The organism is Autumnicola tepida (assembly GCF_031846485.1).
Lineage (GTDB): Bacteria > Bacteroidota > Bacteroidia > Flavobacteriales > Flavobacteriaceae > Autumnicola > Autumnicola tepida.
Genome location: NZ_JAVRHQ010000004.1, coordinates 87,208 through 109,185 on the forward strand (window position 1 = coordinate 87,208; position 21,978 = coordinate 109,185).

Annotated in this window: 11 protein-coding genes; 6 read left to right on the forward strand and 5 right to left on the reverse strand. The window is 42.1% G+C overall.

From position 1 onward, the window contains the following. The first annotated feature begins 8 nt into the window (after window positions 1-8). The 6 genes from RM553_RS05250 (at window position 9) to RM553_RS05275 (ending at window position 9,752) form a co-directional block, all read left to right on the forward strand. Window positions 9-1,544: a RagB/SusD family nutrient uptake outer membrane protein gene (locus RM553_RS05250; protein ID WP_311533909.1), complete on the forward strand. Its 1,536-nt coding sequence runs from the start codon at window positions 9-11 to the stop codon at window positions 1,542-1,544. Window positions 1,545-1,573: 29 nt separating this feature from the next. Beyond that, entirely contained in the window at window positions 1,574-3,625 is a 2,052-nt protein-coding gene (locus RM553_RS05255) for a PKD domain-containing protein (RefSeq protein WP_311533910.1), read from the forward strand. Window positions 3,626-3,636: 11 nt separating this feature from the next. Next, a complete protein-coding gene (locus RM553_RS05260; RefSeq protein ID WP_311533911.1) occupies window positions 3,637-5,301 on the forward strand; it encodes a family 16 glycosylhydrolase in 1,665 nt (554 codons plus the stop codon). A 101-nt stretch (window positions 5,302-5,402) separates the two neighbouring features. Next, window positions 5,403-7,682 (forward strand): beta-glucosidase BglX, encoded by a 2,280-nt coding sequence (gene bglX, locus RM553_RS05265; RefSeq protein ID WP_311533912.1) that lies wholly within the window; start codon window positions 5,403-5,405, stop codon window positions 7,680-7,682. Between the two features lie 146 nt (window positions 7,683-7,828). After that, entirely contained in the window at window positions 7,829-8,599 is a 771-nt protein-coding gene (locus RM553_RS05270) for a glycoside hydrolase family 16 protein (protein ID WP_311533913.1), read from the forward strand. Between the two features lie 274 nt (window positions 8,600-8,873). Then, window positions 8,874-9,752 carry a glycoside hydrolase family 16 protein gene (locus tag RM553_RS05275; protein WP_311533914.1) on the forward strand — a complete coding sequence of 293 codons (879 nt, stop codon included), beginning with the start codon at window positions 8,874-8,876 and terminating at the stop codon, window positions 9,750-9,752. A 173-nt stretch (window positions 9,753-9,925) separates the two neighbouring features. On the opposite strand, the gene RM553_RS05280 is transcribed toward RM553_RS05275, so the two are convergent. The 5 genes from RM553_RS05280 to RM553_RS05300 form a co-directional block, all read right to left on the reverse strand. After that, on the reverse strand, window positions 9,926-10,795 hold the full coding sequence (locus RM553_RS05280) for a sugar phosphate isomerase/epimerase family protein (protein WP_311533915.1): 870 nt from the start codon (window positions 10,793-10,795) through the stop codon (window positions 9,926-9,928). A gap of 88 nt (window positions 10,796-10,883) precedes the next feature. After that, window positions 10,884-14,279 carry a VCBS repeat-containing protein gene (locus tag RM553_RS05285; RefSeq protein WP_311533916.1) on the reverse strand — a complete coding sequence of 1,132 codons (3,396 nt, stop codon included), beginning with the start codon at window positions 14,277-14,279 and terminating at the stop codon, window positions 10,884-10,886. A 92-nt stretch (window positions 14,280-14,371) separates the two neighbouring features. Then, entirely contained in the window at window positions 14,372-16,090 is a 1,719-nt protein-coding gene (locus RM553_RS05290) for a RagB/SusD family nutrient uptake outer membrane protein (RefSeq protein ID WP_311533917.1), read from the reverse strand. 9 nt (window positions 16,091-16,099) lie between these two features. Next, window positions 16,100-19,237 carry a SusC/RagA family TonB-linked outer membrane protein gene (locus tag RM553_RS05295; RefSeq protein WP_311533918.1) on the reverse strand — a complete coding sequence of 1,046 codons (3,138 nt, stop codon included), beginning with the start codon at window positions 19,235-19,237 and terminating at the stop codon, window positions 16,100-16,102. Between the two features lie 570 nt (window positions 19,238-19,807). Further along, the gene (locus tag RM553_RS05300; protein WP_311533919.1) at window positions 19,808-21,925 is read right to left on the reverse strand and encodes a thioredoxin domain-containing protein; all 2,118 of its coding nucleotides are present in this window, start codon (window positions 21,923-21,925) and stop codon (window positions 19,808-19,810) included. Window positions 21,926-21,978 lie beyond the last annotated feature (53 nt).

Here is a 21,978-nt window from a genome sequence, read left to right on the forward strand (position 1 = left end):
GTATGATTATGAAAAAAATAATGAAATATGTAGCAGCCGTTGTTTCAGCAGCTACTTTGATTGCGTGTAGTGAGGATTATCTGGAAGTTGAACCAAGAGGGCAAAGCCTGGAATCCAACTACTACCGTAATGCAGAGGAAGCCTACAACGGGTTGGTTGCAGCATATGATCCGGTAGGATGGATAGGTGGCAATTATGTAGCAAAAGAATTTGCCTTAAATGTTGCCTCAGATGATTTTTATGCGGGAGGTGGAAACTCCCAGGATGTTCCGGCTATCCAGGCATGGTCCAGTTACACCTTAGACCCTGCCACTGGACCACAGGAAGAATTGTGGAGAAGAAGTTATTCCGGAATCTACAGGGCAAACGTACTGCTATCTAAATTGCCAAATACAGAAATGGATGAGGAATTGAGAAGCAGGTTCGAGGCAGAGATGAAGTTTCTTAGAGCGTACTACTATTTTGATTTGATCAGGTTATTTGAAAGTATTCCTTTGTTTACTGAACCTGTTGCCGTTAGTGAATTAGGTAATGCACTACAGGTAGATCGTTCCGAAGTTTTCGCCTTAATAGAGCAGGATCTAGTAGAAGCTATTCCTAATTTGCCCACAGAGATAGATTTGGCAACTGAGGCTGGAAGGGCCACACAAGGTGCCGGAAAGGCTTTATTAGGAAAAGTTTATCTACACCTTGAAAGATTCGGGGAGGCTGCACAACAACTTCAGGAGGTAAATGGAACCCCTGGTGGCACCAGTCAGTATGGTTATCGTCTTCTTGATAACTTCGGTGACCTTTTCCAGAATGAAAATCAGTTTAATGAAGAGTCAATATTTGAAGTTATCCATACTTCAGCTTCAAATTGGGGCGACTGGGGCTGTATTGGTTGTACAGAAGGCAACCTGCTAAATCAAATGTCAGCCCCCCGTGGGTACAATGTCCTTGAGCAGGACCAGGGTGCGCCCGATTTTATTGCAGGCTGGGGTTTCAATATACCAACACAACAGTTGGCTGATGCTTTTATTTATAGCGATGGCAGCTACGACAATAGGTACAAGTATACCATTAGTAACCTTGACAGCCTTGCCCAACTGGGAATTGTATCCTATGAAGAAAGCTACCAAAATACAGGCTATTTTCTGAAGAAATTTGCCGGGGAACAGGAAGACCGTTCCACAGGAGGAGGTAATTTTGAACTTAACTGGCCGCAGAATTTCTATGATATAAGATTAGCCGATACTTACCTTTTGGAAGCAGAAGCTTTGGTAAGAGGTGGCGGTGATTCCAACAGGGCCCAGGCACTATTGGACGCCGTTAGAGACAGGGTTGGTGAGGAATCTATTCCCGCAACTTTTGAAAACATCCTTAGGGAAAGAAGGCTGGAACTGGCGGGAGAAGGCCATCGCTGGTTTGATCTCCAGAGAGCAGGTCTAGCTGCAGAATATTTGCAGTTTAAAGGATATGTGGAAGGAAAGCACGATAAGCTGCCGATTCCCTTACAGGATTTAAATAATACCCAATTAGAGCAAGACCCTGCTTATCAATAAATGGAATTATCCAACAGTAAATGAACAGTATGAAAAATATCTTTAGAATAATAATAGCCGTTTTTGTTAGTACTGCTATTGTAAGCTGCGACAGGGACGATGATAGCCTGGGGGCAGATCTTGAAGGTTTGGCCGCTCCATCCAATTTAGGCGCTAATTTCCAGATCACTCAGGATAACTCCGGGTTAGTTACGGTAATTCCAACCGGGCAAGGTGCCAACCTTTACGAGGTAGATTTTGGGGATGGCTCCCCTGTTTCTACGGAAATCAAGGCGGGAGAGCAAATAGAACATGTCTATGCAGAAGGGGAATATGAAGTCACCGTAACGGGTAAAAACCTCGCTGGAGAAACCGCGCAGGGGACGCAGTCTTTAACCGTTTCGTTCTTGCCACCTGAAAACCTTGAGGCCACCATAACCCGGGATCCTGATGATAATTATACCATTTCGGTTTCTGCAACCGCAGAAAATGCCGCGATGTATGAGGTTTATTTCGGGGAGGGTGAAGATGAAGAGCCCTTGCCTTTAATGGCCGGAGAAAATGTTTCCTATACCTATTCAAGCGTTGGCACCTACACAGTACGTGTGGTAGCCTTAAGTGGTGGTGCGGCAACAACCGAAGTCACAGAGGAAATTGTTATTTCCGACCCACTGTTTTTGCCAATTACATTCGAATCTCCAACACTCAACTATACCTTCATCAACTTTGGTGGCGGGGAAGGCGCAGGAGCACCAATCGTGGAAAACCCTGATCCTAGCGGAGTGAACACCAGTACCATGGTGGCTTCGTACACTAAACCCGAAGGTTCCGAAACCTGGGCGGGTACGCAGATCGTACTTGACGAGCCAATAGATTTTTCAACTACACAATATATAAGTATGGACGTATGGTCTCCAGTGGCCGGAGCAGATGTTATTTTTAAGGTGGAAAACCGTGATAATGCAGATATTGCAGCAGAATTTACCGCTACTACCACAGTGAGTGAAGCGTGGGAAACGCTGGTTTTTGATCTTAGCAGCATAGATCCTTCCCAGGAGTACGGCCGCATCGTGTTGTTCTTTAATTTTAATATACCGGGAACAGGCGAAATTTACTATTTCGATAACATCAAAACCACCCAATTGGAATTTACAGAACTGCCTCTAACTTTCGAGGCGGAAAACCTTAGCTATACCTGGAGTGGATTTGGTGGTACCACCGGGGGAGTGGTGGCAAACCCCGATCCTTCAGGAATCAATTCAAGCGCTAATGTAGCAGAACTCAACGAGGGCAGCGGGGCAGAAACCTGGGCCGGGATGTCACTCGATTTAGACCAACCTCTTGATTTTTCAAACGGTACCACGGTTAAAATGAAGGTATGGTCTCCCGAAGCAGGTGTGCCTGTTTTGCTGAAATTCGAAAATTCGGCATCAGCTCCTGAAGGCGGTGGCAATCCAACCGTTTTTGTAGAAGTTATCCAGAATACAACTACTTCTGAAGAGTGGGAGGAACTAAGTTTTGATCTTAGCACTTTTGAAGCCTTTGATCCTGCTGTGGATTACGACCGGGTAATTATATTCTATGACTTCGGAAATCCGGGGGAGGGAACTACCTCCTACTACGACGATATCAGGATTGGAGACACCACCTATATTTCCCTCTTCAGTGATATTGATGAAAATATTGCGGTAGATACCTGGAGAACCGATTGGTCAGTTTCCGATTATGAAGAAGTGACCTTCGATGGCAGACTGGCAAAACGTTACTACAATCTCAATTATGTGGGGATAGAAACCATCGCCAACCCTATTGATGCTTCAGAAATGGCATATTTTCATACAGATTTTTATACTGAAGATGCAACTTCCTTCAGGGTAAAACTGGTTGATCTAGGGCCTGACGGCGTCTATGGAGGCGGTGATGATACAGAACACGAAGTCACAATTGAAAATCCTGCTCAAAATGAATGGGTAAGCCTGGAAATCCCTCTTTCTCAATTTGAAAATCTTGCAGGAAGAGCGCATTTAGGGCAGCTCATTTATTCAGCTTCACCTTCGGGAGCAGCGAATGTGTATGTCACCAACGTATATTTTCATAATTAAAAAGCAAACACATGAAAAGCACAATAAATTTCAAAAACATATTTTTCCTCTTTTTTCTAATTTTACTCAGTGTTAGCTGCGCCGAGGAAGATTATGAGCTGGGAGAAATCACCGCCCCCTCAAACCTGGATGTCAATGCGCAGGTGGTTGGGCAAAGTGAAGAAATGCCGAATGGAGACGGAAGCGGGAACGTAAACTTCACCGTAACTGCCGAAAATGCCATGACCTATAAGTTCATGTATGGAGACGGCTCTGAAGAGGTCTCCTTCGACGGAACCACTACTCACTCCTATAGTGAAAATGGAGTGAATGACTATATTGTTACGGTTGTTGCATATGGTACAGCAGGGGCTTCCACAAATACTACCACAGAAGTTACCGTTTTTAGTGACTTCAGTAATCCTGAAGTTGAACAACTGCTTACCGGTGGTGACAGCAAAACCTGGTATGTTGCTGCGTCACAACCTGCTCACCTGGGTGTGGGGCCTGCTACCGGTGAAAACATGAACAATCCTTCATACTACGCAGCGGGGCCTTTTGAAAAAGCCGGAGAAGATATTAGTTCCTGCTTCTATACAGATGAGCTTACCTTCAGCATGAATGGCGGGAATATAGTTTATAATTACAACAATAACGGCCAGACCTTCTTTAATGCAGCTTATTCGCCAGATTTTGGCGGAACAGGTGCCGAAGATGAATGTCTTGATTATGACAGTGGAGGAGCCATGAACGTTTCTTTATCGCCTTCCGGTTCAGGCTTAACAGAAGGACAAACTACCGGTACTGCAATAAACTTTTCAAATGGTGGATTTATGAGCTACTACATTGGAGCAAGTACTTATGAGATCCTTTCCATTACTGAAACTACAATGCACGTACGAGCCATTATGGGGAATGACCCTGCACTGGCATGGTATCTTAAATTTACCACCACTCCGTTTGACGAACAACAAGAGGGAGGCGGAGAAGAAGAGGAGTTTGAAACCCAGTTTGAAGACCTGTTATGGTCTGACGAATTTGACGGCGATGCCCTAAATACCGGGATGTGGAATTTTGAGATAGGTAATGGCCAGAACGGCTGGGGAAATAACGAACGCCAGTATTATACTGAAGATAATGCTGAAGTTGTGGATGGAAACCTTGTAATTACGGCCAGAAGAGAGGCAGAAAGCGGCTTCGATTTTACGTCTGCCCGTATTAATACAATGGACAATTTTGAATTTACCTATGGGAGAGTAGAGGTGCGCGCAAAGATGCCGGAAGGCGGGGGGACCTGGCCTGCAATCTGGATGTTGGGCGCCGATTTTGATGAGGTTGGCTGGCCCGCCACCGGGGAAGTGGATATTATGGAATGGGTTGGAAATAATCCGGGCAGAACATCTTCAGCATTGCATTACCCCGGAAATTCCGGCGGCAATGCGGTAGTAGGCGATACCCAAATTCAAAACGCCACTTCTGAATTCCATGTTTATGAAGCCGAATGGACAGAAGATAGGATTACTTTCCTGTTAGATGGCGAGGTGTATTTTACTTTTGAGAATGATGCGTCTACACCATTTAATAAAGATTTCTTTTTGATTCTAAATGTTGCCATGGGCGGTAATCTTGGGGGAGAAATAGATCCTGCATTCCAGGAAGCCTCCATGGAAATTGATTATGTAAGGGTTTATCAATAGAAAATAATTAAATACAGGCCTGTTTAAAAAAGCTTTTTCTTCTGAAGTGATTCAGGATAGAAGTTGCATAAAATTTTAAACAGGCTTTTTATTAATCAAATATGAAGAAAAATAGCATATTTCTTGTCTTGCTGCTGTTCGTTCAGCTTGCTGGTTTTGCCCAGGACTCAAAAATCCCAAGCTCCGTAAAAAATGTAGAATCCAAGGTAGATTCCATTCTTTTTATGATGACGCTGGAAGAAAAAATCGGCCAACTTGTGCAGTACAACGGGAGTTGGGATTTAACAGGACCGGCTTCAGAAATGGGGAATAAACAGAAGGAAGAAAGACTAAAAAAGGGTTTGGTAGGTTCCATGCTTAATGTGCTTTCTGTAGATGCTACAAGGGAAGCGCAAAAGCTGGTGATGGAAAATTCCAGGATCAAAATCCCGCTGATGTTTGGTTACGATGTGATCCATGGTTATAAAACCATGTTTCCTGTTCCGCTGGGGGAAACCGCGAGCTGGGATTTGGATGCCATGGAAAAATCTGCGCGGATTGCCGCAATTGAATCTGTGGCCGATGGTGTAAACTGGACATTTTCACCTATGATAGACGTTTCCCGCGATGCCCGTTGGGGAAGGATTATGGAAGGCTCGGGTGAAGATCCTTACCTCACTTCTCTTGTTGCGGTTGCAAAAGTAAAAGGTTATCAGGGAGATGATCTTGCCGACAGCACCACTATAGCGGCGACTGCCAAACACTTTGCCGGTTACGGTTTTGCGGAAGCCGGCCGCGATTACAATACGGTTAATATAGGGGAATATGAACTTCATAATATGATTTTACCTCCTTTTAAAGCTGCGGCAGATGCAGGGGTGGCAACTTTTATGAATTCCTTTAATACCATAGATGGAACGCCCGCAACCGGAAATAAAATGCTGCAGCGCGATATCCTGAAAGGCGATTGGAACTGGGACGGATTTGTGGTTTCTGACTGGGGCTCGATTACCGAAATGATCTATCATGGTTTTGCCAGAGATAAAAAACAGGCTGCAGAAATCGCAATAAAAGCCGGTAGTGATATGGATATGGAAGGTGGCGCGTACGAATCCAGCCTGATGGAATTGGTGCAGGAAGGCAGGATTGACGAAAGCCTTATCAATGAAGCTGTAAAGAGAATTCTTCGCGTAAAGTTCAAAATGGGCCTTTTTGAGGATCCTTATCGCTATACCGATTCGGATTTGGCTAAAGAGATTTCTTATAAAGAGCATCGTGAAGTGGCGCGTGATATTGCCAGGAAATCCATTGTGCTTTTAAAAAATGAAAATAACGTTCTTCCCATAAAAACTTCGGTTAAAAATATTGCGATTATCGGTCCTTTGGCAAACGATAAAGATTCGCCTATCGGAAACTGGAGAGCACAGGCAGAACCCAATTCCGCAGTTTCAGTAGTGGAAGGAATAAAAGCTGCGGCTGGAAAAAATGTTAATATCACTTATGCTGAAGGTGCCAAACTGGGCATGGGGGAAAGAAGTTTTTTAATGCCGCTTGAAATTAATAAAACCGATCGTTCTGGTTTTGCTGAAGCTATAGAAAAAGCCAAAAAAGCAGATTTGGTTATTATGGTTTTGGGGGAAGACGCTTTTCAGGCGGGAGAAGGAAGGAGTCAGGCGAAAATTGGCCTGGCAGGGCTTCAGCAGGAATTGCTGCAGGAGATTTATAAGGTGAATAAGAACATTGCTTTGGTGCTAATTAACGGTCGGCCGATGGAGATTTCCTGGGCTGCCGAAAATATTCCTGCAATTGTCGAAGCCTGGCAGCTGGGATCTGAAAGTGGTAATGCTATTGCCGATGTTTTATTCGGGAAATACAATCCTTCCGGAAAACTTCCCGTGTCTTTTCCCAAGGCAGTGGGGCAGGAGCCGCTGTATTACAATCAGCAGAGCACGGGCAGGCCGTACAGTGAACAGCACGTGACTTTTTCAAGTTATACCGATGTTGGCAAGGAAGCGCTGTATCCATTTGGCTACGGCTTGAGCTACACCACTTTTGAATATGGCGTTTTGCAGCTATCTTCCGAAGAGATGGGCGAAAATGGGCAAATTACAGCAAGCATTTCTGTAACAAATTCGGGTAAACGTGCCGGGAAGGAAGTGGTGCAGCTGTACCTGCAGGATATTGTGGCCAGTAAAGCACGCCCTGTAAAGGAGCTTAAAGGCTTTAAAATGATCGAACTTGCTCCTGGAGAGTCTAAAATTGTGGAATTCAGCATTAACGAAAAGATGCTGGAGTTTTACAGTGCAAATAAAAAATGGCAATCTGAAGCCGGGGATTTCAATGTTTTCATCGGCGGAAATTCAAAATATCTCAAAAAAGCAGGATTTACTCTGAATCAATAATGGCCTGTATTTTTATGGCGTAGCCTTCGGCCGGGCTATGCGCACTACACGCCTGCCTTCGGCGAGGCGGGGTAGTTGCTTCTATCCCTTACGCGGGTTTAACATTATTTGGAGATATTATGATTGAGGTTTAAATAAAAGTAATTATGATGAAAAACAGTGAATTTTGGTTAGCAGCTTTGATACTGACATTATTTACATTTTCAGTAAATGCCCAAAAAGTAATTTTTGAAGAACATTTTGATGGAAATGAGCTTAATATGAAAAACTGGAGCTATGAAGAAGGCGACGGCTGCCCGAATCTTTGTGGTTGGGGAAATAACGAGCGGCAAATTTACGATCGACAGTATGTGACGGTGGAAGATGGGAAACTGGTGATAGAAGCCGTGAAAAAAGACAATAAATATTATTCCGGAAAGATAAATTCCAAAGACAAAGTGGAGTTTCAGTATGGTGAAATTGAAGTTAGGGCAAAAGTAGCAACGGGGCAGGGAATCTGGCCGGCATTATGGATGCTGGGGCATGATATTGCTGAGGTTGGGTGGCCTGCTTCCGGAGAAATAGATATTATGGAATATGTGGGCCGCGAGCCGAATACGGTGTATACCACGCTGCATTATCCCGCGCATCACGGGGAAAATGCCAGCTCAAAAAAGACGAATATCAACAATATAGAAGAAGGATACCATATTTTTAAAGTTATCTGGACTGCTGAGAATATGGAATTTTTTGTAGATGGTAATTCCGTTTACAATTTTGTACCGGACGAATATGATGAGGAACATTATCCTTTCAGAAAACCATTTTATTTCCTGATCAATATGGCTGTGGGTGGCAATTTTGGCGGCCCGGAAGTAGACGATTCCATTTTTCCGCAGAAATATTATGTGGATTATATAAAAGTGACAGAACTGTAAAGCTGAAGTTCCGGAAAAGTTTAATCCTTTTTAACTATCAGTCTTGTCACAAAACTATTACTGGATTAAATGGAAAGTCCTGCAGGGTTTAAAAACCCTGTAGGTGTATTTTTAGTGCTATAACCACCTACAAGGTTAAAAAAAACCTTGCAGGAGTAATCTTTTGGGAGGTTTTTTATAGCACTTTGGGTAATTTGAAATCAAACTGCCAGTTATAGTCCTTTAAGATTTCGACTGTTTTTCCAGTGAATACGTAATTCTAAACCTATGAAACATGCGTAATATTTATCTACAGATTTTATTTTTGATCACGGCTTTGTTAGCCGCCGAAATGCTACAGGCTCAACCCATATATGAGAATGTTCAAAAAGATACAGATACCCTGTTTTTTGAGGATTTTTCTGATGCGGAACTTGATCATAAAAAATGGAACATCGTGGGCTCCGATTTTCATGTTAATAATGAGCAACAGATGTATATAGATTCTTCCGCTACTATTTATATGGCGAAGGGAGAAGAAGCGGGAGGTGCAAAAAATGGCGCTTTAATTTTAAAGGCCCTTTATGCCCCAAATTCTGGAACTATTAATGGTAAAAATTTCGATTTTATCTCCGGAAGGATCAATACCAGGGATAAAGTAATGTTTACTTATGGTACTGCGGCTGCCAGGATGAAATTGCCTGCAGGTTCAGGTTTTTGGCCCGCCTTCTGGGCACTTGGGGGTGGAAACTGGCCGGACACAGGTGAAATTGACATCATGGAATACGTGGGCGAAACCGACTGGATTGGAGTGGCACTGCACGGCCCAGGTTACTCGGGAGAGACGCCGCTGGTAAATAAATATTACTTTCCCGAAGGGCAGGATGTGACCGGGTGGCATGTATATTCTGTTGACTGGAGTCCTCAGGGATTAAATTTTAAGGTTGACGGTAGATTGGTCTATAGGGCAACAAGGGAGATGATAGAGCATTACGGAAACTGGGCTTTTGATAATCCTAAATACCTGATCTTAAACCTGGCTTTGGGAGGTGCCTATCCCGAAAAAACCAATGGTGTGGAGGAGCCATATCCGGGAATCCCTGAATCCACGGTAAAGCTTATTAAGGATGGAAAAGCAAAGGTTTTAGTGGACTGGGTACTTGTAACGCAATAGAAGAGGAGAGCTGGTAAGAAATTTTTCCGCAGAAATAATTATCATATCAAAGTAGCTGAAATGCCGTGCGCGTTGGTTAGAATGCCGGGAAGCGGAAGAAAGGCTTTCTATTGCTAAAGTTTATTTTGTTTTAGCTTCAGCAATAGAAACTCTTTCTTATAGCCGGTTTAAATCTAACCTAATAGCTCCTGTTGAATATAATTATAACTTTCATCCAAGCTTTTATAGGGCTCTATTTCAAAATTTTCCTGCTCCAGGATAAGGTGTTTTGCCCCTGATTTTTTCTGATAATCAAAGATCTTGTTGTAATCTATAGAGCCATTTCCAATCTCGGTATTTAATTCAGGATTGGTTTTGCTCATGTCTTTAACATGCCATAGTGGAAACCTGCCGGGATATTTTTCAATTAAAGCTACAGGATCTGTTCCTGCTCTTACCACCCAATAAATATCCATTTCAAAAGATACAAGGTCTTTTTCTGTGTTTCTTAGCATTATTTCATATGCTGTTTCCCCATCAAATTTGTCGAATTCAAAATCATGGTTGTGATAGGCTAGTTTTAAACCTGCTTTTTTACAAACTTCTCCGGCTTCATTCAATTTATCGGCAAGCCTGCCGTAGTTGTTCCTTAATCCTTCAGAAAGGTAAGGAATGATAACATATTTTTGTTCCAGGGTATTGGCCGCGTCTATGGCCATCATAAGTTCGTCTTTTGCACCGTTTTCCTTCAGGTAGGGATCCATTCCATAATGCCCGCTGGGGGTGGCTAGTCCGTTGTCATCAAGTATCTTTTTAAATTCTTTAAGACTGGTGCCCCAAAAAGCATTTTCCTTGGAATAGCCGTAAGTTTCAACTTCTTTAAAGCCCACTTTTGCTATTTTTTCAAGGGTTCCTTTTACATCCTGAGGAAGGGATTCCCGCATGGAATATAGCTGCAATCCCACTTTTTGTTTAACCGTGCTGGCAAAGATATTGCCGGGCAAAAGAGTGGTGGCCGCAATGGCAAGGCCGGATTGTTTGAGAAATGTTCTTCTATGTATCATAATATTGGTTTTGGTTCTTCTAATAAAAACTTCAGAATTTAATCTTATTTTTAAAATTTTTCTTTTTCAGTTGGGGTTTTTAACGGATTTAATTGCTCAAAAACTGAATATTCTGAGTTATGGCATCCTGATTTTTCAGGTTCTTTTTGCGTTCTTCTTTCCCTGAAGTGAGAAGAGTGTTTTGCTTTTTATTCAATTTTATTATCTGAATAGAATCATTATTTTTTGCAGCTACTACAAATCTTCCTATGGGAGTGTTAAGCATTGCCATGTCTTTTACGTCTCCCGGTACAAAAAAGCCGCTATTTCTGGCAGGGACAGGATTAAAGCCTCCTTTTCCATTTCCTTTAAGAAATAATCCAATCCCGGCATCTGCGCGGGGAGTCTCAATTTCTGAACTATAGAGGTTTCCTGCAATTAACGCATCAGGATAGCCATCATAATCAAAATCTTCTATAAGTACCTGATTAATGCTGGAGACCTGTGCTTCCACAGGTAATTTATGTAATTTAAAACCACCTTCTGAATTCTCAATATACAGGCTTGCGAAAGATTTTACCTGGTAATGTAACGCATCTTCTAAGTACTCTTCAGTATAAATATCTTCAAGAGTTGCTTCTGAAAAGGACTGGTAATTCTTAAACTTATATTTTATGCCTGGCATTTGCTGAGAGGAACATTCCCTGCCCCTTACCGGGAATTTCTCCCCGTCATTAAAATAACTTAATACAATGTCTTTCTCATTATTGTTATCGAAGTCGTAGAAGTAGATGTCGAAAGTTTCTTTTTCTTTCGCCTGGTATTTATAATTTAGGCCGAGGTTTCCCGCAATAAAATCCATGTCACCATCCTGGTCAAAATCACCAGCTTTAAGGCTAAACCACCATCCAGTGGTTTCTTCCAGGCCCATTTGCCGTGTTATATCAGTAAATTTTCCCTCCTGGTTTTTAAAGACTTTTAATGGCATCCATTCCCCGGCAATAATAAGATCTGTCCACCCATCACCATCAAAATCTGTCCAGCTGGCACTGGTTACCAGGCCCAATTTTTTGAAGCCCGGAGCTGCTGCATCGGTGATATTTTCAAATTTAGGAATGCCTTTGCTGGATTTGTTTTCAAGTAAATAACTATCAGCAGGGGCGGGATAGTTGCCTGGTACCAGCCTGCCACCAACAAACAGGTCTATGTCCCCATCTTTATCGAAATCTTCGGCATAAACCCGTGATCCGCTGGTGATCATTCGGGGCAGGGCAGTAAGAGATTTCTTGAATTGCCCGTTCTCGTTAACATAAAGCCGGTCCTGTAATCTTTCAGAATCTTTGTGGAATTCATTTCCACCGCTCACCACGTACAGATCTTTATCCCCGTCATTGTCTGCATCAAATATAAGTGCCCCTAAATCTTCATATTTTTTGTCCTTGGTGATATCTGGAAAATTTTGCTTTTCAAAACCATTTTTATTCTGAAAATAAATACCTGCCGTGTAACCGGATGCTCCGCCAATATACATATCGTCCAGCCCGTCCCCGTTAAGGTCCCCAACGGCAAGTGCCGGCCCAAACATGGATGTCTTGTGTGGCAGAAGAATTTCTTTATCGAAGTCGTTGTATAAATTTTCTATGTGTTTATGATGTAGCCCGAGGGAATCGGCAGAAACGGTTGTAAATAATGGAGGCTCTTTCTTCAGGTTCTTATTTTCTGCAATAGTTGAATTGGTATAATCAAGCTCCATGAGTTTATTTACCGGTACTTCCTTAAGAATTTGCGTTTTTTTATCGGGCCAGATCACCTTGACTTCCTGTACTCTGTCTTCTTTTCCAACCCCAAAATGAAGTTTAGGAGCTATGGAAGACTGGAAACCGCGGGTAAGTGTAAGTTCCTGCATTTGGGTGTCTTTAGAGGTAGTCACATAAATTCTCGTTCCTAGACCATTCAGGTTTTTTTGCGGTCCCTTCAGCTGAAAATCCAGGTAGTTATTTTTGTTGATATTGTTGTTTTTAAATACGGAAGCATAATCATCTATATTGTTGGTGACGATTTCAAGGTCACCATCATTATCCAGGTCCACGTAAACAGAACCATTTGAAAAGCCTTTGAAGGATATTCCCCATTTTTCGTTTGTCCTTTCAAAAGTGAGGTCCCCTTTATTCCGAAAAATAAAATTATCTATTTTTTCTGAAGGAATGGCCAGGTTTTTTTGAAGCAGACTGTCTCTTTTATTAGGATCTTGCGCCAGTTTATTGAAGAAATCGCGGTTGTTGATTTCCCTTCTGGTGCCGTTGGAAACAAAAACGTCTTTGAGACCGTCATTGTCAAAATCGGCAAAAAGTGGCCCCCAGCTCCAGTCTGTAGAAGATAAACCCGCCAGGCGGGAAGTATTGTTATATTGGGGGATATTCTTGTTTATCACCCCCGAATGGGTTTGCAGGGTATTCTGCATATATTGGTAGTGGAACCCGCTGTTAACAGTGCTCCAGAAAATATTTGGGTTCATACTGGACATATTGGACTTGGCCCTGCGGTTGTTTTTTGGGGCCATATCTACCTGTAGAATATCCAGGAAGCCATCATTGTTGTAGTCCCCAATATCAGCACCCATTCCGTAGAAAGATGTTTGTCGGGTGGCATCTTTCACCACTTCTTTAAAAGTGCCGTCCTGGTTGTTAAGGTAAAGATAATCAGGCGTACTAAAATCATTGGAAACATAAAGGTCTGGCCAGCCATCTTCATTAAGATCGCCAACGGTTGCACTCAGGGTTAGGCCAAAAGACCTTAATCCGGATGCATCGGTGACATTAGTGAAATGCCCGCCATCATTTCTGTATAAATGATCTGTTTCAATGTCTTTTACGTTTTCTGTTTTAAATTTATAAAATGCGTTATTGGCACTAAAAGCCGTAGGCGGGTAATTTGCCACATAAAGATCCAGGTCCCCGTCCAGGTCATAGTCAAAAAAGGTAGCCTGTATACTGTTGCCTTCATCATCAACTCCATACTCGGCTGCTTTATCTGTAAAAGTGCCGTCTGTATTATTAATGTATAGAATATTTTTTTGGGGTTTATCCATTCCACCAACAGAACAGTAGATATCCAGAAAGCCATCATTGTTTACATCGGCCATGGTAACTCCTGTGAACCATCTTTTGTCCCCCGCCACTCCGGCCTCTTCAGTAATATCTTTAAAGCTAAGGTTGCCTGTATTAAGGTAAAGTTTATTGGGCACCATATTGCCGGTAAAAAATAAGTCGGTAAGGCCATCGTTATTAATATCCCCTGCTGCGAGACCACCACCAAGGTATATGTAAGAATATGTAAAAAAATTAAGGCTGTCATTCTCCTTAATAGAGTTCTTGAAAGAAATACCTGTTTGATCCCGATCGAGTTTTTGAAATTGCGTGGGTTCTCCCCTTTTTTTATCTGAACAGGAAGATTGTACGCAACCAAAGGCCAGAATCGCTAAAAGAATTTTTATTCTGCAGGGCATGAGCGTGGGAATTAATTCAGTAGATTTTTTAAAAGCCAACAGAGCTTATGTAAATAAACTCCGTTGGCTAATTATCTTTGTAGACTTCTGTTTTAGTATCCTGGATTCTGTTCCAGTACACCGCCACTTAGATCTATGGCAGGTTGTGGAATAGGGAAAACAGCTGCTGTAGGGCTGTACGAGGCACCCTGAAGATAAGAACGGGTATCATTCTCGTCAAGATACTCATTCAAAACTTCTTCTGCTTTTCCCCTGCGTACCAGATCAAAAAACCTGTGGCCTTCTAATGCTGTTTCTAACCTGTATTCGAACATCACGGCTTTTTCTGCAAATTCCTGGTCTGGGAAACCTCCGTTTTCAGAATATAAGCTGATCTCATAATTTGCAGCCGGTGTACCATCGTCGTCCATAACCCAGGTATCCGGATTTGCGGCCCGCGCTCTTACCTGGTCTACCAGATTGGCTGCCATGGTAAGGTCTCCTTCTGCAGCGGCAATTTCTGCACGCCATAGAAGAATTTCGGCATAACGGATAATATTTGTATTGATGGAGTTTATGGCGGTGTTCCATCCTGTAAGGGAGTTTACAGAACCAGCCTGGTCTGCGCTATATACGATCTTTTTTGAAACGTATGGCCCCCCGTTGGCAGGATCCCTTATCCATGCCAAACCAGGAAAATCACCCCAGCCCAAAAAAGGAATTCCTTTTCTTCCCACGGTCCAGTCTAACCTTGGGTCCAGGTTTCCAGGCTCCTCAACAAAAGTCTCATCATCAGCAAAGCCACTCGGGGAATCGTCCTGTGGGTCTACGTTATTAATATTGGATTCATTAAAGGTATCTAACAAAGGCAATCCAGATGCATCTGTTTTATACGCGTTAACAAGGTTATGTGAAGGCTGCATGAATCCACAACATCCACCACCTATAGGACTTCCGTTGGGAAAATTCAGAACTTCCCCCCACGCAGCATTACTACTGTTGTTACTACCATCGTTAACGGCATTTTGCACGGCAAAAACCGATTCTACACTGTTATTGGTTTCTGCATTAAAGTTATCATGAAAATAGGTGTTCAATGCATAAGGGCCGTTATTAATAATATCCTCCAGGAGAGGTTTAGCAGCATCATAATCTAACTGGTACATATGGGCTTTTGCAAGATAAGCTTTAGCATTCCAGGAATTTGCTCCGCCAACCCTTGTGCTTAAAGGTTCCAGGTTGTCTACGGCAAATTGAAAATCTTCTTCTATTCTGGCCCAAACATCCACTCCCATATTGGTGGTGCTTTCCGTGGTGGTTTCATCAATATAGGGAACATTTCCAAACATTTTCTTTGCCTCAAAATGGTAATGGCCTCTTAAGAACCTCATTTCTCCAAGAAACTCATTGGCTTGTTCCTCGGTTAATGTTCCGGCTTCCAGGCCGCCCTGTATGGCATTTATGGCAATATTGGTACGTGAAACCCCTTCAAAAATAGAGACCCACTTGTAGTCTACGTAAGAATTTCTTGCCGCAGCGGCATAGGTTTCGAATGCGGTTATTTCAGATTGGTCACCGGCATCACTTCCTTTGTACGCATTGTCTGCGGCAACTTCACCATAAACCCAGTTAGATGCGGCTGCACGCCAAACGTTGTCATTTGCCTGGTTCCCGTCCAGCATAGCGTAAGCGGCTATTACCTGGGTGTTGATGAACCTCGAATTTAGTGGTACATCTGAGCCCGAAATTACCGATTGAATGGGCACATCTAACTCATCATTACAGGACCATATAAGTACTGTACACATTAATAATCCAAATATTTTTTTCATAGTAAAAATTTATAATGAAACGTTTAAGCCAAGTATAACTGATCTGTCTATAGGATAAACCCCGCTGTCCAGCCCAATAGTAAGGTTGGCATTGGTGCCTGGGGCATTTCTAAGGTTCACCTCGGGATCCAGTCCGGAGTAATCAGTAATAGTAATTAAATTTTTTCCCTGTATGTAAACCCTTATTTTCTCTGCACCAATGCTCTGTACGGTGCTTTCAGGTAAAGAATACCCAATAAGGATGTTTTTTAATCTTGCATAAGAACCATCTTCAACATAGTAAGAAGAAGGTGCCGATTCATTCAGTATTATGGCAGCATCATTGGTTAAGTCTGGCAGACCGTTTGAATTTACGAAATCTACACTTTTTCCTCCTGGAAAAGTATTGAAATCTGTAAAGAATTTCAGGAAGTTATAAATATCATTTCCCTGTGAACCCTGCACCAATAATGAAAAGTCGAAATTCTTATAATCTCCGTTAAAGGTAAGCCCGTAAGTAAAATCGGGATGCGGATTACCAATAAAAGTGGTTTCTCCATCATTTGCGAACTGCATCCTGCCATTTTCTATCCCGGTAAAGACTTTTCCGTAAAAAGAAGCCAGCGGTTGTCCTGCCATAGTCCTATTAGGAAGCTGGTCCCTTACACGGTCTCCCTGTATAAAGGTTTCCCGGTTATCTGGGTTTAGGTATTCCACTTCATTTTTATAAGCTGAAACATTTAAGCCCACGTTAAAGTTGAAATCTGATTCTCCCAGGCTGTTATAGGATAAGGCAGCATCAAAACCTGTGTTGTTCATTTTTCCAAGGTTTTGGGTTGTTCCGTTTGTTAATCCATAAATGGTTGGATCACTTGGAACAAACAATAACATATCCTCGGTATCAGCATTATAGTACTCAAAATCAAAATTTAAAGTGTTGAATAACCTGGAATTAATACCAATATTGATGGTGGTGGTTGTTTCCCATTCCAAATCTGGATTTCCCCTGGCGTTCAGCCCATAACCAGATGCAACACTATTTATGCTGGTGGGATAGGCATAATAATCGTTATTTGGAGAATAAGTGTTTACTGTGGCAGAGGTGGAAATATTACCGTTGTTAGCCACAATTCCATAACCGGCTTTCAGCATAAGGTCTGTAAAGACATTGGAGTCTTCCATAAAAGCTTCATTGCTAATTCTCCAGCCGGCACTAAAGGAAGGGAATACACCGTCCCTGTTATCCTTCTGAAAAAGGGAAGAACTATCGTACCGTACAGTCGCACTAAGCAAATAAGTGTCGTTATATTTATAGTCGATTTTTCCAAAAGCTGAAAAGTACGCAGATATATACCCATTGCCAGAACCAGAGTAAGCCTGCGTACCTAAATCCAGGTACCTTATATTTTCCACATCATCAAACAAGAAACCGCCTCGGTTCGCGCTGAAATTCCTAAACCATTCTTTATGATATTCTGTCCCTGCCAGCACATTAAAGCTGTGCTCATCGAAGATTTTATCATAGGTTAAGGTATTAAACCAGGTATAGGTCCTGAAGAAGGAAGAACTTTCTGTTAGAAGGTTGTCTGTAGGGGCTTCTGCTTCTAAAATCGCAGGCGCAAAGTTAGTGGTGTTGGTAGATTCCAGGTCGAAACCAAGATTAGATTTAAAGGTAAGATCTTCTAGAATATCTACCTCTCCATAAAAATTTCCCAGGGCCCTGAAACTTAGAATACCATTGTCTTTGTTTCTCGCAGCATTCGCAATGGGGTTATCGGCATTACCTAACCCCTGTACCCATACGCCGGCAAAATTACCTCCTACGTCCCTCACGGGAATTAAAGGATGAATTCTGTAAAGGTTGGTGATGGTACCATCATTTACATCTACTCCCGGAGGAATTGTTTGATCTGAATACGATAGAGTAAGATTCTCCCCAACCCTGAAGTTGTCTGTTACATCAAAACTGGAATTAGCCCTTAGTGTATAACGGGAATAATTGGTGGCGTAGCCTGTACCTTCCTGGTCTAAAGCGCTTAATGACATAAAGAAGCTGGCATTTTCAGAACCGCCGGCTGCACTTACATTAAAATTTTTGGTGGTGGCGGGATTAAAATACTCGTCAAACCAGTCCGTGCCTTCAGGATTAGACCTGGTAATCCTGTTATCGGGATAACTGTACAAACTTTCATCAGCAGTTTGCGCACCACGTGGGAAGAGGTAATTTGGGATTACAGGCTCTGGCCCGCTTCCAAATTGCTGATTGCTCGGGAAGCCTGTACCATCATTTGCAGCGGCTTCCCATATTGCGTCTGCCAGTTGTTGTGGAGAAGCCATATCAGGAAAAACGGAGTCTGGAATAAAATCTACTCCAACGTAAGCATTAGCATTAAATCTTACCTTTTGTCCGCGCTTTCCGCCTTTAGTAGTTATAATAATAACCCCGTTTGCCGCACGGTTACCATATATTGCAGCAGAGGAGGCATCTTTTAGAATCTGAATAGACTCAATATCATTAGGATTTATATCTGTTAATCCCGCTCCTGTTGGTGTGCCATCTATAATGTAAAGAGGGTCGTTGCCGTTTATAGTACCGTAACCACGAATACGCACCACAGCTCCCTGGCCGGGACCTCCCTGATTTCCTACTACAACACCAGAACTTTGGCCCTGTAAGGCTTCTTCTACGTTTAGAGGAGAAACAGCTTCCAGGTTTTCAGAATCCACTACAGAAACAGAACCTGTAATATCCCTGGTGCTCTGGCTGCTGTAACCTGTAACAACAACTTCACTTAGGGCCGCAGCATCTTCAGCCATTACAACATCTATAACTGCTCGTCCGTTAACGGGGATTTCCTGGGTGCCAAAACCTACGTAACTAAATACCAGGATAGCATCATCATCTGCCGAAATAGAATAATTTCCGTCAAAGTCTGTAGCCACACCGGTTGAGGTGCCCTGGATGAATACACTTACCCCGGGAAGCGGAGAACCATTTTCATCAATTACGGTACCGCTTACCTCGTGCTGTAAATTCCCTGGTCCTTTAAAGGCATAAACTTCGGGTATACAGAAGCCTGCCAGAAGTGCGAAGATGATTAAGCCAGCCTGAAGATATTTAATCCCTGAAGACCGGCCTGTGGGATTGATTTTAACCTTTTTGTTCATAATTTAATTTTTAGTTAGTCCCTTGGTTTTTGATTAATTAAAATGGTTAATGCAGAATTTTTGTAATGAATATCGCAGGTTTTGTAATCATCCTGATCATCAGGAAATAATGGTTAGTTTAGAAATGGTCTGCTACAACGATTTCGAGATAGATTTATGTTTTCATTTCCAATATTGATCTTTAGGCAATATTCATTCAAATTCTATAGTTTAAAATTTTGGATAAAATTAAGTTTTCTGGTTAAAGAATCTTTCTTAAGGAATCTTTTATCTGCTTTCCGATTTAAGATTTTTGTCCCGACAAAGTGGTCTGTTTTTCATATTCATAATTATTTAAAGCCCTTTATATATATATTGCTAAATATAGCACAATAATTTATAGATATGAAATTTATGCAGTTTATCGCAGGTGTGTTAATATTATCTTATCATTTTGTAATAAGAATATTTCAATCTTGTTAAAACCTGATTTATAAATTATTGATAATGAGATTTGAGCATGAATGTAGCAGAGAAGTAGAAAATTTACTGGTGTTTTTTTAAACAGTACTGGAGTTGCAGGTGTTTATTTTAAAAAACAGGTTTTTGTAGGAGCTCAAGAGCTTCCTTAACAGTTTGTACAGGGTACTTACAGGTCCTGTTTTCGCATACATAAATAAGGTTTTCTCCAGGAGAAAGTTTTCCCTTAAGCAGGGGCAGGTTCTCTTCTCTCCCTCCCATAAAAACCGCAACAGGTAAATATTCCCTCTGGAGGTATTTATTTTTTTCCACGGCTTTTTCACCCATTATGGCAATTTCATAATAGCCATAGGTGTTCTTTCCGAGGAGCTTTATCCAATTTGCGTAAGAAGCAGGGCCTGATTTTAGCTGCTTTTGCATTTGTGATAACATGGTCCTGCTCATTTCCAGGTATTCTTCGTTTTCCAGCAATATGCCCAAGTTTAAAAGGTTACCCGCGGTTACGGCGTTGGAAGAGGGCAATACTGAATCTTCCAGCTCCATATTGCGGACTACCAGCCCGTCTTCTTCTTTTTCTGTGAAATAGAACATTCCGGATTTTTCGTCCTGGAATTTTTCTATGGAATAGGTAGTAAGGGCTTCAGCTTTTTTTAGCCATTTTAAATTGAAAGTTACCTGGTATAGACTAAGGCAGGCCTGACCAAGCAAAGCATAATCATCAAGAAAAGCCCTGATGCTTTTATTCCCATTTTTGTAATTTCTCCATAACCCGCCATCTTTGCGCCACATGTTTTTATCTAAAAAAGAAGCGGTGGCCAAGGCCTTTTCCAGGTATTGCTCTTTCTCAAGGGCAGTATAGGCATCCAGGTAAGCATCTGTCATTAAAGCGTTCCAGGAGGTAAGGCTTTTATCATCAATGCTTGGCTTTTTTCTCTTTTCTCTCAGTTTTTCCAGTTTTTCTTCAGCTTTTGCGAGAGTGGCAGAAAATTGATTATGATCCAGCCCATTTTTTTCAGAAAATTCTTCTTCAGAAAATCTCCGGAACAGGATATTTTTTCCTTTTTCCCAGTTGCCGTAATTTTCAAAATTGTAGAAATCCAAAATCACCTTTGCTTCTGCCGGTGAAAGATTATTTTTTATTTCTCCGGAAGTCCATACATAATATTTACCTTCCTCTCCTTCACTGTCTGCATTAATAGAAGAATAAAAGCCACCTTCAGAATTTGACAATTCCCGCTCAACAAATGCAATACTTTCTTCAACAATATTTTTATATTCTTCTTTTTTAGTGATTTTATATGCGTTGGAATACAGGCTGATCAACTGGGCGTTATCATAAAGCATTTTCTCAAAATGAGGATATCGCCAGTCAGTATCTGTGGTATAACGGGCAAAACCACCTCCCAGCTGGTCATAGATCCCACCCCTGGCCATATGGTCTAAAGTGGTTTTTAGCATCTCCATGGTTTCTGTATCCCCGCTAAGATAATAGTACTGCAGCAGCGCGTCCCAGGCAACGGGAAGGGGGAATTTTTGGGAGCCTTGGTAACCTCCGTTTTCAGGATCCCAGGCATTTTTCCAGTTTTGGATTATAGCAACATAATCTTCTTCTGAAAATACGGAAGTATTGGTTTCCAGCTGTTGCAGGTTGTTAACAGATCTTATTCCCCTTGTGAGGGCATCGGCAGTTCCTGTAAGCTCCGCTTTATTTTCTTTGTATGCGCGGGAAATCTCCTGGAGTATATTTTTCCAGTCCTGGTTGGAAAAGTAAGTGCCGGCAAAAAAGGGTTTTCCATTGGGAAGCGCGACAGCATTCAGGGGCCATCCTCCGCTGCCATTTAACAGCTGGGCCGCATTCATATAAATATTGTCAATATCCGGGCGCTCTTCCCGGTCTACTTTAATAGAGATGAAATTTTTGTTCATAACAGCGGCTACAGAGGAATCCATAAAAGTTTCTTCCTCCATTACATGGCACCAGTGGCAGGCAGCGTAACCAATGCTTATAATAATGGGCTTGTCTTCCTTTTCTGCTTTTTCTAAAGCTTCCGGGCCCCATTCATACCAGTCCACAGGATTATCGGCATGTTCTATAAGATAAGGGCTGCTGGCTTCTGCTAAACGATTTTGTTTCTTTTCTGCTTCAGGATTTTTCTTTTCAGCGCAACTGCTAAAACTAAAAATAACAGAAAGGTACAGGCAAATAAGGGTAAGAAGTCTAAAAGTCATAGCGGCGCATTTATATCCCTGCAGTTTTCTTCGGAATAAATATAAAGATAATG